Raw genomic sequence first — 14,655 nt, 5'->3', positions numbered from 1 at the left:
CCCGACAAGCGCCGCCGGAACACCTTGGACGACCGCGCGTATGCCGGTCCCGCCCGGCGCATTGTCGGTCAGACATGTCACCTACTCGCGCGGAGTTCTCCAAACCTCCCGCCATGATTGTGGTAAAGCCCGATAGTCGAGGAGTGTCTCTCGGTTGAGAAGTTACAAGAACCTGTCAGATCACGACTTTGAACTCTTTGTCGCTGATCTCCTCGGAGTTGAGCGGAAAACTCGCTTCGAAGTGTTTGCTCGCGGAGCAGATGCTGGTGTGGACATCCGCGCTACCGTTCCCGCGGATAGGACGCGCGGCACGGCCCGCGTTCTCGAGGTTGCGCAGTGCAAACACATGGAAGGAAGCACCTTCGCGCAACTGCGGGCAGCCGCGCGGGGGGAAGCGAAAAAGCTATCGTCACTTAACCCCGCGCCGACTCGCTACCTATTCGTCACCTCCAAGTCGCTGACCGCCGCGAACAAGGGGGAGCTCCGTTCGGTTCTCACTCCCTGGATCGCGGCCGACGGTGACGTCATCGGCGCAGAGGATCTGGAGATTCTGTTGAATGCGCATCCAGAGGTCGAGCGAAGACACGTCAAGCTGTGGCTCACGAGCGCCGCGCAACTCGACCAGGCGGTCAACACTGCAATCTGGAAGCGAAGCCGCCAAATGCTCGATGAACTGACCGATGCACTCCCTCGGTTCGTGGATACCGGTGTCTTTGAGACCGCCAGCCGTCGCCTCTACGACGAAAAGGCGCTGGTGCTGTCCGGCGCTCCGGGTATCGGCAAGACAACCGTTGCTCGAATGCTCGTGGCTGAGGCAGTCGCAGAGGGATTCGAACCAATCGAAGTGTCTACGGACATCGAAGAAGCGTACGCCGTTGTTGATAGCCAGGTGCGTCAGATCTTCCTCTACGACGACTTCCTCGGGGCAACCTTCCTCCAGGACAGACTCATCAAGAACGAAGACAAGCGGTTGGCATCGTTCATTCGGCGTTGCCGCGCGTCGAAGAACACACTGTTTGTGCTAACCACCCGCGAACACATTCTCAGACAAGCAACGGCCTGGTACGACGAACTGGATCGAGTCGACCTGCCAATCAGACGATTGCTCGTCGAGCTCAAGTCCTACTCTCGGCGTGAGCGAGGCTTAATCCTCTACAACCACTTGTACCATTCCGGTGCGCTATCCAGTCGAGAGAAGCAGTCGATACTGCGGGATGGTGGCTACCTGAAGATCATCGATCATCCGAACTACAACCCGCGAATCATCGAGCACGCTACTGGCGCCCTGGCGAACTTCTCTCAAGACCAAACGCTGTTGTCCAACGTGCTGGACAACTTGGACAATCCCGACCGAGTGTGGAACCACGCCTTTCGGAATCAGCTCGACGATGACGCGCGAGACATCGTGCTCTTGCTGAGCACTATGCCCGCTGCAATTTCCCTTGAAGAGCTTGAGCCAGCATTCGACATGCTTGCAGCGAGTCGGGAGCGCCAACAGCGAGCAGGGGCGGTGCTATCAGCCCTCGCCACACTTGACGACTCCTTCACTCGGTCGACGCACCGATACCGCAGATCAACCGAGGTTTCGATTGCCGATCCGTCCGTGGCGGATTTCGTGGGCAACTGGATTGCCTCGAACCCCAGCGAAGCTGTCCGCCTGGGGAGCTCGGCCATCTACTTCGAGCAGCTGGATTGGCTATCGACTCAGTTGGCGCGGTCAAGCCCGCGCAACGAACGGCTACTACTCGAAGAGCTCCGGGAGGCCGTCATGCGTACGTTCAGCACCCCACCGCTTAGTCGCCCCGGGGGACCGATTACTGCCCGATGGTTCTCTGCGCATCGAGCGGCCCGCGGCCCGGAAGGTCGCCTGCTATTCGCGATGGGTCTCGCGGACGCGGGTCCGCCGTCGAGATCTACGAGCCGCTATCACGAGTGGATGCGCGTAGAGATTAGCCGCCTCTCCACTGCTTGGAACCGTGGCGTGACGAGCGACCTCGAAACGGCGATCGACCTCGTTGTCGAGCTCTTCGAGCGGGGCCACCTGTCTCCCGATACGCGGGCCGGCGCGACGCGGATCGCGCTGGAGGCGCACACCCGCGAACAATGGGACGCCGTCGTGAACGTCCTCGACGATGCCCCCGATGCCCTCGATATCGGCTCGGACCAATTGGAGCAACGATTCGATGAGTGGGTTTCGACGCTCTTAACCTATTCGCTGGAGGAAGTCGCAGACGAGGAGGAACTTGCCGAACTGGAGCGGGTCGCAGAGCGGGTAGGCCTTTCGACGTTGGACTCCATGTGGCTGGACGCCTACGAAGCGGTTCGTAACAGGCCTGATGAGTCCGAGGAGGTGACTCGGCCCCCCGCGCAACAGAGTGTTCTCGCCGACGCCGATGACATCGAATTGCGCAGGTTGTTCGAGCGTCTACGAGTTGCCAAGTAACTACGCCGTATGGTGCATCGAGGATGTGGCGGCAGTCTCTCAGCGAGCAACCATCCATATCGCGGTCGTTGAGCGGCCCCTGAGACACCACATCTGATCGGCGTTGACCAAGCCGACGTCGCCCGACTGCTGGAGGCCCTCGTGGCTAGAGCATCGGTTGGTAGTACCCATCCACGAGATCTGGCACCGAGTGGACCAGGTCGAGCACGCTTGTTGAGTAGGAGCTGCGCCCCTCGATCTGATCCACCATCCCGGCAAGCAGTGTCAGGGCGGCGGCGGGAGTCGTGGTCGAGATGTACTGGCGTTTCACGCTTAGGGCTATCTGCGGCAAGGTGACATGGCCATCGAATCTGCGGTTCCAGAGCCGGCCATGGTGCGCGGCGATGTTTCGCAGGAACGCGATGTTCTGAACCGCCTGCAGCAGCTTTGGCTCATCTTCGAGCGAGAGTGACTTAGTTACCGGTGCTAGGAGGCTCTTGTCGCGGAGCGCACGCAGAAAGCGCGAGAAGGTTCCGATCGAGACGACTTCGATTGCTGCCCAGAACGGAACAGGGTCGCCGTTCTTGACGTGGTGTTGGATGAAGATTTCGTCACGCTTTTGAATTTCAAGAAAGCTCGCCAGCACCTTGTCGCGATTCTTGACCTGAGCCTGCCAGCGCCGCATAGCGGGCTTGTCCTGAGGATCCGGCGCATCCCTATCCGGCAGATAAAGGCTCTCATCAAGGTAGCCGTCGCCGCCTCCGACTACCTTCGCGACGTGGAAGGCAACCCTGCTTCGAAGCGTTGGTTCGAGGACACCAACTCCGTCGAGCACTGAGGTTCGAACTGCACGGTCGAGGTCGTAGACATCCATGAGTCGGCTTGCCGTTGTCCCCCTGCGGTATCGATCTACGTCGGCCTCGTAGAAGCAACGCGCGTATCCGCTTACGCGGTAGTAGTTGCTTGAGTAGAGGAACATGGCGAACCGCTGACGTGGAACGTCGGCCAGGTCGAGCCCCCGCTCTAGATGCTTCTGCACCTGCGCGTTGAGGTCAATCCAGCTCTTCACCTGCTGCTCCCCGAAACGAAGAACCCACCCAGCTTGCGCCGAGTGGGTCCGAATGTTGACTTCATCCTAAGGCAGCTCTCGATGGAGATGCAATCTCGAAGCAGAGTTCCCACGCATCCCGTACGTTCCACGCCCGCTCCGCCACAGCGCCACCATGAGGATCAGTCCGCGACGAAGCGGCGCTGAGTGGCGGACGACGCGGCAACCAACCGTCGAGAGCACCGACGGTCGGGCGAGAGCCGTGCGCGCTGACCCTTGGCGCGCCGGCCAGAGTGCGCTCGGTTGTGGGTAGGTCGCCGTGCGGAGACCGGTCGTTGTCCGCGCGCCAAACGGCTCCATCGAGGAGAATCACCAAATGCACTACCGATTCGCCAATGACTACGGTACTCGCTGGCCGTTCTGGGCTGCTCATGGGCGGTGCGCGGACGGGGACCCCGCGCTTCCGCCACAGCTCGAGCGCGATGTGAGGGATTGGGTGGACCAGTTCGAGCAGCTCTTCGATTGGCAGCAGGGCTGGCCGGACCAGGCCACCGCGGACGAACATCGGGCTGAAGGAGAGCGTTTGTACGACGAGGTTCGGCGCGCGCTGCCCGACGTCACCATCACGTTCCACTATTGGGAGACCAGTTACCGCGCCGCTCCCTGAGCGGTCGCGCACTGATGTACAAGAAACTCGGGCAGGGTCGGGCTCAAGCCGTCCTATAAATTGGGCACAACAGCGTCGGGGTCATGGCGTGTTCGCGGCGCGCCCAGCCGGCTCCTACCGGCTTCGCTGACAGCCGCATCCGTTCGCAAACGACCCGCCCGGGCTTATGCCCGGAGAGGTGACCTCAAACGGGCGGCTCGGACAGCGAGGACGATCGACGAAGTGTTTCGTCCGCAGGGTCTGCCCCGATCCACTCAGACCAGGTACGAGCACCGTCCGGGAGCCGCTCGAGATGGTGTGCAGGTCCGGCTGTGCCGCCCCCGGACAGCAGATGCCGAATCGTGCCTCCGGCGATCGCCACGTCTCGCCCGCTGGATCGGATCGCGGAGCGTCCGACCACGACTCCGTCAGCTCAAACAACGACTCGCGCCGCCGGTAGCCACAGGATCGCTCCTGTAACTACCGGTCGACGCGAGCGCGCAGGGACTTTAGAAGTCCCAGTCGTCGTCTTCGGTCGAGACGGCCTTGCCGATGACGTACGACGAACCCGACCCCGAGAAGAAGTCGTGGTTTTCGTCAGCGTTCGGCGAGAGCGCCGACAGGATCGCCGGGTTCACGTTGGTGACCGAGGCGGGGAACATGGCCTCGTAGCCGAGGTTCATGAGCGCCTTGTTGGCGTTGTAGTGCAGGAACTTCTTGACGTCCTCGGTCAGGCCGACGCCGTCGTAGAGGTCCTGCGTGTACTGCACCTCGTTGTCGTAGAGCTCGTACATCAGCGAGAACGTGTAGTCCTTGATGTCGTCGCGCTCCGCCTGGGAGACCTTCTCCAGGCCCTTCTGGAACTTGTACCCGATGTAGTAGCCGTGCACGGCCTCGTCACGAATGATGAGGCGGATGATGTCGGCGGTGTTGGTCAGCTTCGCCTTGCTGGACCAGTACATCGGCAGGTAGAACCCGGAGTAGAACAGGAACGACTCCAGCAGGGTGGAGGCGACCTTGCGCTTGAGGGGCGAGTCGCCGCGGTAGTACTCCATGACGATCTGCGCCTTGCGCTGCAGGTTCACGTTGTCGGTCGACCACCGGAACGCGTCGTCGATCTCCACCGTCGAGCACAGCGTCGAGAAGATCGACGAGTAGCTCTTGGCGTGCACCGACTCCATGAACGCGATGTTCGTGTACACCGCCTCTTCGTGCGGCGTGATGGCGTCCGGGATCAGCGACACCGCGCCGACCGTGCCCTGGATGGTGTCGAGCAGTGTGAGGCCGGTGAACACGCGCATGGTGAGCTGCTGCTCATCGGGCGTGAGCGTGTTCCAGGACTGCACATCGTTCGACAGCGGCACCTTCTCGGGCAGCCAGAAGTTGCCGGTGAGACGGTTCCACACCTCGAGGTCTTTGTCGTCCTCGATGCGGTTCCAGTTGATGGCCTGGACTTTGTCCAGGAGCTTGAGCTTCTCGGTCATCGTTCTTTCCTCAAAACGTGCGACGGGTCACAGCGTGCAGCTGACGCAGCCGTCGACCTCGGTGCCCTCGAGCGCCATCTGGCGCAGGCGGATGTAGTAGATCGTCTTGATGCCCTTGCGCCAGGCGTAGATCTGAGCCTTGTTGATGTCGCGGGTGGTGGCGGTGTCCTTGAAGAACAGCGTCAGCGACAGGCCCTGGTCCACGTGCTGGGTCGCAGCGGCGTACGTGTCGATGACCTTCTCGTAGCCGATCTCGTACGCATCCTGGTAGTACTCCAGGTTCTCGTTCGTCATGAACGGCGCCGGGTAGTAGACGCGACCGAGCTTGCCTTCCTTGCGGATCTCGATCTTCGACGCGATCGGGTGGATCGACGACGTCGAGTTGTTGATGTACGAGATCGACCCGGTCGGCGGGACCGCCTGCAGGTTCTGGTTGTAGATGCCGTACTGCTGGATCGACGCCTTCAGCGCGCGCCAGTCCTCCTGCGTGGGGATGTGGTGCCCGGCGAAGAGCTCCTTCACGCGATCGGTCTGCGGCACCCACTCCTGCTCGAGGTACTTGTCGAAGAACTCCCCCGACGCGTAGGTCGAGTCAGCAAAGCCCTCGAAGCTCTCGCCTCGCTCGATCGAGATGTTGTTCGACGCGCGCAGCGCGTGGTACAGCACCGTGTAGAAGTAGATGTTCGTGAAGTCCAGGCCCTCTTCGGAGCCATAGTGAATGTGCTCACGCGCCAGGAACCCGTGCAGGTTCATCTGGCCGAGACCGATCGCGTGCGAACGGTCGTTGCCGTCCTCGATCGAGCGGACGGAGCGGATGTGGCTCTGGTCGCTGACCGCCGTGAGGGCACGGATGCTGGTCTCCACCGTCCGGCCGAGGTCGCCGCCGTCCATCGCCAGGGCGATGTTGAGCGAACCCAGGTTGCAGGAGATGTCCTTGCCGATCTGGCTGTAGGACAGGTCCTCGTTGTAGGTGGTGGGCGTGTTCACCTGCAGGATCTCGCTGCAGAGGTTGGACATGTTGATCCGGCCCTTGATGGGGTTGGCCCGGTTCACGGTGTCCTCGAACATGATGTACGGGTAGCCCGACTCGAACTGGATCTCGGCGAGCGTCTGGAAGAACTGCCGCGCGTTGATCTTCGTCTTCTTGATGCGCGGGTCGTCGACCATCTCGCGGTACTTCTCGGTTACCGAGATGTCGCCGAAGGGCACACCGTAGACGCGCTCGACGTCGTACGGCGAGAACAGGTACATGTCCTCATCGTTCTTGGCGAGCTCGAACGTGATGTCGGGCACCACGACGCCGAGCGAGAGTGTCTTGATGCGGATCTTCTCGTCCGCGTTCTCGCGCTTGGTGTCGAGGAAGCGCATGATGTCGGGGTGGTGCGCCGACAGGTACACGGCCCCCGCGCCCTGACGGGCACCGAGCTGGTTGGCGTAGCTGAAGCTGTCTTCGAGGAGCTTCATCACGGGGATGATGCCGGAGGACTGGTTCTCGATCTGCTTGATCGGGGCCCCCGCCTCGCGGATGTTCGACAGCAGCAGGGCGACGCCGCCGCCGCGCTTGGAGAGCTGCAGCGCGGAGTTGATGCCACGGGCGATCGACTCCATGTTGTCCTCGATGCGCAGCAGGAAGCAGGAGACGAGTTCGCCGCGTTGCGCCTTACCGGTGTTGAGGAACGTGGGAGTGGCGGGCTGGAAGCGGCCGGCGATGATCTCATCGACCAGGTCGTTCGCGAGCTTCTCGTCACCGTCGGCGAGGCCGAGGGCGGTCATGACGACGCGGTCCTCGAAGCGCTCCAGGTACCGCTTGCCGTCGAAGGTCTTCAGCGTGTAGCTCGTGTAGTACTTGAACGCGCCGAGGAAGGTCGCGAAGCGGAACTTCTTGTCGTAGGCGCGCTGGTGCAGCTGCTCGACGAACTCGAAGCGGTACTTCTCGATCACCGCGCCTTCGTAGTACTCCTTCTCGACCAGGTAGTCGAGCTTCTCCTTGAGGGAGTGGAAGAAGACGGTGTTCTGGTTGACGTGCTGCAGGAAGTACTCCCGCGCGGCACGCTTGTCGGCCTCGAACTGGATGCGACCCTGCTCGTCGTACAGGTTGAGCATCGCATTCAGCTCGTGATAGTCGAGCCCATCGAATCGGGAGTCCAGCTTGAACCCCGTATCGGTCAGTGCTGCGTCCACCATCTTTCCAATCCGACGCCGATGCGTTCGACGTCCTCCGGCGTACCGAACAGTTCGATCCGATCCAAGTGCGGTACGCGGCACTTGCGGCTGATGACATCTCCGGCGACGCAGAACGCAGCGCCGAAGTTGGTGTTCCCCGCGGAGATGACTCCGCGGATTCCTCGCCGGTTTCGCTCGTCGTTGAGGAACCGGATGACTTGCTTGGGCACCGCGCCCTTCTCCTCGCCGCGGCCCTGGCCTCCCCCATAGGTGGGGGTGACCAGGACGTACGGCTCCTGCACGAGGAGGGGGGCGTCGGTGGCGAGAAGCGGGATGCGGATGCTGCGCATCCCGAGCTTCTCGATGAAGCGTGCCGTGTTGCCGGACACGCTGGAGAAATAGACCAGCAGCGGAGCGGCGGTCTCGTTCTCGTGGACCGCGCTGCCGTAAGACGTCGCGGTCGTCACGGGATCAGGCCAGACGGGCGGCGAGCTCGTCGATCTTGTCGGGGCGGAAGCCCGACCAGTGGTCCTCGTCGGTGACGACGACGGGCGCCTGCAGGTAGCCCAGCGACTTGACCTGGGCCAGGGCGGTGGGGTCTTCGGAGAGGTCGTGGACCTCGTATTCGATCCCCTTGGAATCCAGCGCACGGTATGTCGCGGTGCACTGCACGCAGGAAGGCTTGGTGTAAACGGTGATCGCCATGATTCGGGCCCTCTCCCCTCTTTCGGTCGTCTTTCCCGGCGTTACGACTGCCGGGACCTCAATACTACATATGGGGATGGACATCAGGAAGCACCACAAGGGGTAGTAGTTACATCCATGTGATTTTTCCCCCGTCCTCCCCAGATACAACACAGGTTGTCCACCGATTCATCCACAAGCCGCCGACATTCTGGAAGCCTGGAAAACGGCTGGAAGACGCGGTTTTCGCCGCCGGTGGCGATCGAGTTCCCACAGGTCCGACGATTCGGGCCGCATCCGCCGACTGTTTCGGGCTCCGGCGTGTCGTCAGCGTGTCTGCATCCCCGCCCGTCGGTGCCCTCGTGAGCCCCGCGGGGAGGGACATACGATGGACTACCGTGGCGGCTTACGGCGATCTGATGCGCACCCCGGGGGTGCTCCGGATCATCGCTGCACAGCTCACCGCCCGTTTCCCGAACGGCATGACGAGCCTCGCGCTGCTGCTGCACATCGAGTACATCACCGGCTCTTACGGTGCGGCGGGACTCGTGCTGGCCGCCACCTCCATCGGGCAGGCCGTCGCCGGGCCGATCACGAGCCGGTGGATGGGCCGCTGGGGCATGCGCAAAGTGCTGGCCCTCACGACCGCGGTCTGCGCGCTCGCGATTTTCACGATTGCGCTCGTGCCGATGACCCTGCCTGCGTATCTGGCGCTGGGCGCGATCGCCGGGTTGTCGACCCCCCCGGTGCAGTCCGCCGCCCGCACGATCTATCCGAAGCTCGTCAACTCCCGCCAGCTGACCCCGTTGTACTCGCTCGATGCCTCGCTGCAGGAGATCATCTGGATTCTGGCGCCGGTGCTGATCACGTTCGTCGCGACACAGATCGGCACGTGGGAAGCCCTCATCGTGATCGTCGTGATCCTCGTGGGCGGCGGGGCGTGGTTCATCTTCTCTCCCGAGGTCGGGCGCGTCCGCATCCCGCGGAGCAAGCGCCGCTTCGGCAAGGTCCTCACCCGCCCGACCGTCCTCCTGGCCACCGTCATCGGCTTCCTCCTCATCGGCGCCTGCTCCGCCGTCGAGGCAGGGGTGGTGGCGACTTTCGGTCACGGCGGACTCGAGGCGGGTCTCGTCCTCGCGGTCTTCTCCGTCGGCAGCCTCGCTGGCGGCCTGGCGTTCGGCCACATCCCCATCGGCCGCTGGGCCATGGCACGGCGCATGGGCATCGTCGCGGCGGGACTCTGCCTGACGGTCGTCTCGCTCAACGTCTGGTGGCTCGGCGGCACGCTCATCATCGCGGGCATCGGCATCGCCCCGGCTCTGGCCGTGCTGTTCGCGATGACGTCGGTGAGCGTGAAGTTCTCCGACACCGCCGAGGCCTACGGCTGGATCGGCACCGGTCAGCTCATCGGCGCCGCCCTCGGTTCCGCCGTGGCGGGTTTCCTCATCGATGGCGTCGGGCCGCAGGGCGCCTACGTGGCGGCGGCCGGCATGGCGATCATCGGCTTCGTCATCGCCCTCGTGTTCGTCCGAGCGTTCCCCGACCTCCGCCACCGCGACCCGAGCCCCATCCCCGACACGGAACCGGTGCCGATCATCACCTGAGACCGTGTGTGACCGTCGTCGGGCATCTCGTGCAGACCGCTCGTAGGCTAAGCGCATGGTCACCTCCGTCACCCTGCCCCGGCTCGCCTGGGGCTCCCCCGACGCCGACCGGCACGCCCTGCTCGTGCACGGCCTCGGCTCCACCGGCGCCCTCATGTGGAGCTACGGCACGGCACTGGCCGAGGACGGCTGGCACGCCGTCGCCGTGGACCTCCGCGGCCACGGCACGGCCCCCCGCACCCTCGACTACTCGATCGCGGCCTACGCCGCCGACGTCGCCGAAGTCCGCGCCGCATCCGGCAGCTGGGACCTGGTGATCGGGCACTCCCTCGGCGGTGCCGCCACCACGCAGGCCGCCGCCGACGACCCGAGCTGGACGCGACGGCTCATCCTCGTCGACCCGGCCCTGCACCTCCTCGCCCACGACCGCGAGGTGGTGCGTCGCAGTCAGGAGGAGGCGTTCGCCGACACCTCGGTCGAGGCCGTGCGGCGCGCGCACCCCACCTGGCATCCGAACGACGTGGAGCTGAAGGCGCTGTCGGCGCAGCAGGCATCGACGTGGGCGGTCGAGCAGACGAACACGCAGAACCCGGAGTGGAATGTGCTCGACGCTGTCGCCCGCCTCACCGTCCCCACCCACGTCATCGCCTCCGACCCGGCCGTGTACAGCATCTACACCGGCAAGATCGATGACGCCGTCCGCGCCGCCAACCCGGCGATCACGCAGTCCGTGGTGGTCGGGGCGGGGCACTCCCCCCATCGCGACCGTCCGGAGGACACCGTCCGGATCCTGCGGGAGGTGCTGCGATGACTTTCGACGCGAACGCCTACCTGCCCGATGACCTCCTCACCCGCCTCCGGGACCGTGCGGCGACCTATGACGCCGAGAACCGTTTCCCGGACGAGGACCTCGCGGAGCTCCGTGACGCCGGCTACCTGTCGGTGCTCGTGCCCACGGACCGGGGAGGCGCCGGGCTGAGCCTCGCCGAGGTTTCGGTGCTGCAGCAGCGCCTCGCGACCGCCGCGCCCGCGACCGCCCTCGCCGTCAACATGCACCTGGTGTGGACCGGTGTCGCGAAGGTGCTGCAGGATCGCGGCATCGACGACCTCGCGTTCGTGCAGACCGGGGCCGCCGCCGGCGAGCTCTTCGCCTTCGGGATCAGCGAAGCGGGCAACGACCTGGTGCTGTTCGCGAGCGACACCGAAGCGGTGCCCCAGCCCGACGGCGGCTACGCCTTCACCGGCACGAAGATCTTCACCTCGCTCGCGCCGGCGTGGACGCAGCTCGGCCTCCACGGGCTCGACACCACCTCGCCGGATGCCCCGAAGCTCGTCTACGCGTTCGTCTCCCGGACGGATGCGGTCACCACCCGCGACGACTGGAACACGGTCGGGATGCGGGCCACCCAGTCCCGCACCACCGAGCTGCACGGGGCGCTCGCCCCCGCCGACCGGGTCGTCCGCCGCGTCGACCCGGGGCCCAACCCCGACCCGATCGTGTTCGGCATCTTCAGCGTCTTCGAGCTGCTCCTCGCCTCGGTCTACACCGGCATCGCCCGCCGCGCGCTCGACCTCGCCGTCGAGACCGCGCACCGGCGGCGCTCCAAGAAGACCGGCGCCGCGTACAGCCAGGACCCCGACATCCGCTGGCGCATCGCCGACATGGCGCTCGCCTACGATGCCCTCGGGCCGCAGCTCGCGCAGCTGTGCGACGACGTGGACACCTTGGCCAATCACGGCCCGCGCTGGTTCTCGCTCCTCGCCGGCGTGAAGCATCGCGCCGTCACGACCGCGAAGCAGGTGGTCGATGACGCCATGCTCGTCGCCGGCGGCTCGTCGTACGGCGCCACCGGCGAACTCGGCCGGCTGTACCGCGACGTGATCGCCGGCCTCTTCCACCCTTCCGACCCGGAGTCCGCGCACGCCACCGTCGCGAGTGCCTGGCTCGGCCCGATCGAGAACTGAAGGACACTTGTGACCGCTCTCCCCTCCGTCGCCCTCGGCGACGACCTCCACGTCAGCGCGCTCGGATACGGCGGCATGAGCCTCTCCGACGTGTATGGGCCGGTCGACGACGAGACCGCGCTCGCCACCCTGACCCACGCGGTCGATTCCGGGCTCACCTTCGTCGACACCGCGAACATCTACGGAGCCGGGCGGAGCGAGCGGACCATCTCGAAGCTCCTCGCGACCCGCCGGGACGAGATCACGCTCGCGACGAAGTTCGGCATCGCCGGCGGCGCCATCGGCGCGCGCGCCGTGTGCGGCCGGCCCGACTACGTGCGTGAGCAGATCGACCTCAGCCTCGGCCGGCTCGGCACGGACCACGTCGACCTCTACTACCAGCACCGCGTCGACCCGGATGTGCCGATCGAAGAGACCGTCGGGGCGATGGCGGAGCTGGTGCAGGCCGGCAAGGTCCGCCACCTCGGCCTGTCGGAGGCCACCGCCGACGAGCTGCGTCGTGCCCACGCCGTGCACCCCATCGCCGCGGTGCAGACCGAGTGGAGCGTCGTCAGCCGCGATGTCGAATCATCCGTCGTCCCCACCGCCGCCGAACTCGGCGTGGGCTTCGTGCCCTACTCGCCGCTCAGCCGCGCGTGGCTCACCGACGCCTTCGCGCCGGAGCAGATCGGCGATGGCGACGGACGGCCGAAATTCCCGCGCTTCGCGCCCGAGAACCTCACCGCCAACGCGGGCCTGCGCGCCGAGTTCCTCGACATCGCCGAGGGCGCGGGCCTCACCGGCGCCCAGCTCGCGCTGGCGTGGCTCTACACGCGGGCGGATGTGATCGGCATCCGGATCGCACCGATCCCGGGGTCGCGGTTCCCCGCACACGTCGACGAGTGGCTGCCGGCGGTCACGACGCGGCTGGATGCGGCGACCCTGGCGCTCCTGGAGCCGTTCGCCGCCCGCATCCGCGGCGACCGCAGCTTCGATCGCAACTGGACCAGCCAGCGCGGCGACGCCGCAGCCTAGCCCGCGCCCGCCTGCACGTCTCGCGCGGGGTTACTTGCCGTCGAAGTCGAACGCTTTCAGGAGCTCGCCGACGGCCTGATCGCGCTCGGCGCCGCCGTGCTCGAACATGTCGGTGACGTGGGTGCGCAGGTGGTTCTCCAGCAGCAGTCGGTTGAGCGACTCGAGTGAGCGCTGGATGGCACGCGACTGCGTGATGATGTCCATGCAGTAGTCCTCGGACTCGATGGCCTTGGTGAGCCCTCGCATCTGACCCTCGAGGATGCGGGCGCGGTGCAGCGAACGCTTCTTGATGTCGTCGATCACCGGATCAGCGTACGCCGCCGCCACCGTGCGAGGATGAGCGCATGTCCCGCACTCCGTCGGCTTTCCTCTCCGACGCGGACCGGGAGCGGCTGCGGAGCCTGCGCGTCATGAAGGCGATCGCGCTCGGCGCCCTGGTGCTCCTCGCCCTCGTCTTCCTCGTCGCGTTCGCCCTGCAGGAGCGGTACCCGTGGCTCGCCTATGTGCGTGCCGCCGCGGAGGGCGGCATGGTCGGCGCTCTCGCGGACTGGTTCGCCGTCACCGCGCTGTTCCGCCGGCCGCTCGGCCTGCCGATCCCGCACACCGCGATCATCCCGCAGCGGAAGGACGAGATCGGCCGTACGCTCGGCGAATTCGTGGAGACGAACTTCCTCTCCGCCGAGGTGGTGCGCACGAAGCTCGCGTCTACCCCCATCGCCGCGCGCCTGGGTGAATGGCTGCGCACCCCCGAGCACGCGGAACGCGTCGCGACGGAGGGCGCCGCCATGGCCGCCGGGGTGCTTCGCGCCCTCAGCGACGACGAGGTGCAGGAACTCATCGCCGACCTCGCCCGCGAGCACCTCATCGTGCCGGAGTGGGGTCCGCCGCTGGGCGGCTGGCTGGAGCGCCTGGTCGGCACCGGTGCCCATCATGAGGCGGTCGACCTCGCCGCGGACAACCTGTCGCACTGGTTGGCCGCGAACCGCGCCTCGTTCGCCGGTCTCGTCTCCGGCCGGCTGCCCTCCTGGGTGCCGTCCATGGTCAGCGGACTCATCGACGAGGCCGCGTACCACGAGGCCGTGAAGTTCGTCGAGGCCGTCCGCGCCGACCCGCAGCATCCGGCCCGGAAGGCCATCGACGCGTATCTGGAGAAGCTCGCGGGCAACCTGCAGCACGACCCGGCGATGATCGGACGCTTCGAGGACGCGAAGGCGAACGTGTTCGACTCACCACGGGTGCGTGAGCTCGCGGGCGAGGCCTGGAACACGGCGAAGAACGGGCTCGTCCGCGCGCTCGAAGATCCCGCGAGCCCGCTCCGCGTCCGCGCCGTCGACGCGCTGGTGCAGGTCGGCGAGCGCTTCGGCACCGACCCGGTCCTCCGCAATCGGGTGGATGAGTGGGTGACGGATGCGGCCGTGTTCCTCGTCGACCGCTACCGCCACGACATCGCCTCGATCATCACCGACACGGTGGAGCGATGGGACCCGGAGGAGACCACGCAGAAGATCGAGCTGATGGTCGGCCGCGACCTGCAGTACATCCGCCTGAACGGCACCATCGTCGGTTCACTCGCCGGGCTTGCGATCTTCACCGTGGCGCACCTGCTGTTCGGCCGCTGACCCCGG

General features: G+C 65.5%; 14 protein-coding genes. 7 read left to right on the top strand and 7 right to left on the bottom strand.

What is annotated here, in order from left to right; translation table 11 throughout:
• Positions 1–175 precede the first annotated feature (175 nt).
• Positions 176–346: a hypothetical protein gene (locus NT132_RS04510; RefSeq protein WP_297785425.1), complete on the bottom strand. Its 171-nt coding sequence runs from the start codon at positions 344–346 to the stop codon at positions 176–178.
• Here NT132_RS04510 and NT132_RS04505 point away from each other — a divergent pair, their 5' ends adjacent.
• Entirely contained in the window at positions 347–2,443 is a 2,097-nt protein-coding gene (locus tag NT132_RS04505; RefSeq protein WP_297785422.1) for a hypothetical protein, read from the top strand.
• Positions 2,444–2,588: 145 nt separating this feature from the next.
• On the opposite strand, the gene NT132_RS04500 is transcribed toward NT132_RS04505, so the two are convergent.
• Positions 2,589–3,491, bottom strand: coding sequence for an Abi family protein (locus NT132_RS04500; RefSeq protein ID WP_297785419.1), 903 nt, complete (start codon positions 3,489–3,491; stop codon positions 2,589–2,591).
• A 463-nt stretch (positions 3,492–3,954) separates the two neighbouring features.
• Here NT132_RS04500 and NT132_RS04495 point away from each other — a divergent pair, with 463 nt between their 5' ends.
• Positions 3,955–4,137 carry a hypothetical protein gene (locus tag NT132_RS04495; RefSeq protein ID WP_297785416.1) on the top strand — a complete coding sequence of 61 codons (183 nt, stop codon included), beginning with the start codon at positions 3,955–3,957 and terminating at the stop codon, positions 4,135–4,137.
• Positions 4,138–4,625: 488 nt separating this feature from the next.
• On the opposite strand, the gene nrdF is transcribed toward NT132_RS04495, so the two are convergent.
• Genes nrdF through nrdH form a run of 4 tightly spaced genes read right to left on the bottom strand, consistent with a single transcriptional unit; the run spans position 4,626 to position 8,468 of the window.
• The gene (gene nrdF / locus NT132_RS04490) at positions 4,626–5,600 is read right to left on the bottom strand and encodes a class 1b ribonucleoside-diphosphate reductase subunit beta (RefSeq protein WP_297785413.1); all 975 of its coding nucleotides are present in this window, start codon (positions 5,598–5,600) and stop codon (positions 4,626–4,628) included.
• Between the two features lie 27 nt (positions 5,601–5,627).
• Positions 5,628–7,784 (bottom strand): class 1b ribonucleoside-diphosphate reductase subunit alpha, encoded by a 2,157-nt coding sequence (gene nrdE, locus NT132_RS04485; RefSeq protein WP_297785410.1) that lies wholly within the window; start codon positions 7,782–7,784, stop codon positions 5,628–5,630.
• Complete coding sequence (nrdI, locus tag NT132_RS04480) at positions 7,766–8,230, bottom strand: class Ib ribonucleoside-diphosphate reductase assembly flavoprotein NrdI (protein WP_297785406.1); 465 nt, start codon at positions 8,228–8,230, stop codon at positions 7,766–7,768. Before nrdI ends, nrdE begins: the two co-directional genes overlap by 19 nt.
• A 4-nt stretch (positions 8,231–8,234) precedes the next feature.
• Positions 8,235–8,468 carry a glutaredoxin-like protein NrdH gene (nrdH, locus tag NT132_RS04475; RefSeq protein WP_297785403.1) on the bottom strand — a complete coding sequence of 78 codons (234 nt, stop codon included), beginning with the start codon at positions 8,466–8,468 and terminating at the stop codon, positions 8,235–8,237.
• Between the two features lie 377 nt (positions 8,469–8,845).
• On the opposite strand from nrdH, the gene NT132_RS04470 reads away from it, so the two are divergent.
• Genes NT132_RS04470 through NT132_RS04455 form a run of 4 tightly spaced genes read left to right on the top strand, consistent with a single transcriptional unit; the run spans position 8,846 to position 13,030 of the window.
• A complete protein-coding gene (locus tag NT132_RS04470) occupies positions 8,846–10,051 on the top strand; it encodes an MFS transporter (protein WP_297785399.1) in 1,206 nt (401 codons plus the stop codon).
• 55 nt (positions 10,052–10,106) lie between these two features.
• Positions 10,107–10,862, top strand: coding sequence for an alpha/beta hydrolase (locus tag NT132_RS04465; protein WP_297785396.1), 756 nt, complete (start codon positions 10,107–10,109; stop codon positions 10,860–10,862).
• Positions 10,859–12,016 carry an acyl-CoA dehydrogenase family protein gene (locus NT132_RS04460; protein WP_297785392.1) on the top strand — a complete coding sequence of 386 codons (1,158 nt, stop codon included), beginning with the start codon at positions 10,859–10,861 and terminating at the stop codon, positions 12,014–12,016. The genes NT132_RS04465 and NT132_RS04460 overlap by 4 nt, the downstream gene beginning before the upstream one ends.
• Before the next feature lie 9 nt (positions 12,017–12,025).
• A complete protein-coding gene (locus NT132_RS04455) occupies positions 12,026–13,030 on the top strand; it encodes an aldo/keto reductase (RefSeq protein WP_297785389.1) in 1,005 nt (334 codons plus the stop codon).
• A 30-nt stretch (positions 13,031–13,060) separates the two neighbouring features.
• Here NT132_RS04455 and NT132_RS04450 read toward each other — a convergent pair whose 3' ends face one another.
• Positions 13,061–13,333: a metal-sensitive transcriptional regulator gene (locus tag NT132_RS04450; RefSeq protein WP_297785386.1), complete on the bottom strand. Its 273-nt coding sequence runs from the start codon at positions 13,331–13,333 to the stop codon at positions 13,061–13,063.
• A 41-nt stretch (positions 13,334–13,374) separates the two neighbouring features.
• Here NT132_RS04450 and NT132_RS04445 point away from each other — a divergent pair, with 41 nt between their 5' ends.
• Positions 13,375–14,649, top strand: a complete 1,275-nt coding sequence (locus tag NT132_RS04445; protein WP_297785383.1) for a DUF445 domain-containing protein — start codon at positions 13,375–13,377, stop codon at positions 14,647–14,649.
• Positions 14,650–14,655 lie beyond the last annotated feature (6 nt).

It is taken from the genome of Microbacterium sp., assembly GCF_026393345.1.
GTDB lineage: Bacteria > Actinomycetota > Actinomycetes > Actinomycetales > Microbacteriaceae > Microbacterium.
Note: the sequence above shows the minus strand (reverse complement) of the source record. Positions and strands in the feature narration are given on the sequence as shown.

Coding starts and splice junctions, on each gene's coding strand:
- NT132_RS04505 (WP_297785422.1), top strand. CDS start 347: ATGGAAGGAAGCACCTTCGCGCAACTGCGGGCAGCCGCGCGGGGGGAA.
- nrdF (WP_297785413.1), bottom strand. CDS start 5,600: ATGACCGAGAAGCTCAAGCTCCTGGACAAAGTCCAGGCCATCAACTGG.
- nrdE (WP_297785410.1), bottom strand. CDS start 7,784: ATGGTGGACGCAGCACTGACCGATACGGGGTTCAAGCTGGACTCCCGA.
- nrdH (WP_297785403.1), bottom strand. CDS start 8,468: ATGGCGATCACCGTTTACACCAAGCCTTCCTGCGTGCAGTGCACCGCG.
- NT132_RS04465 (WP_297785396.1), top strand. CDS start 10,107: ATGGTCACCTCCGTCACCCTGCCCCGGCTCGCCTGGGGCTCCCCCGAC.
- NT132_RS04460 (WP_297785392.1), top strand. CDS start 10,859: ATGACTTTCGACGCGAACGCCTACCTGCCCGATGACCTCCTCACCCGC.
- NT132_RS04445 (WP_297785383.1), top strand. CDS start 13,375: ATGTCCCGCACTCCGTCGGCTTTCCTCTCCGACGCGGACCGGGAGCGG.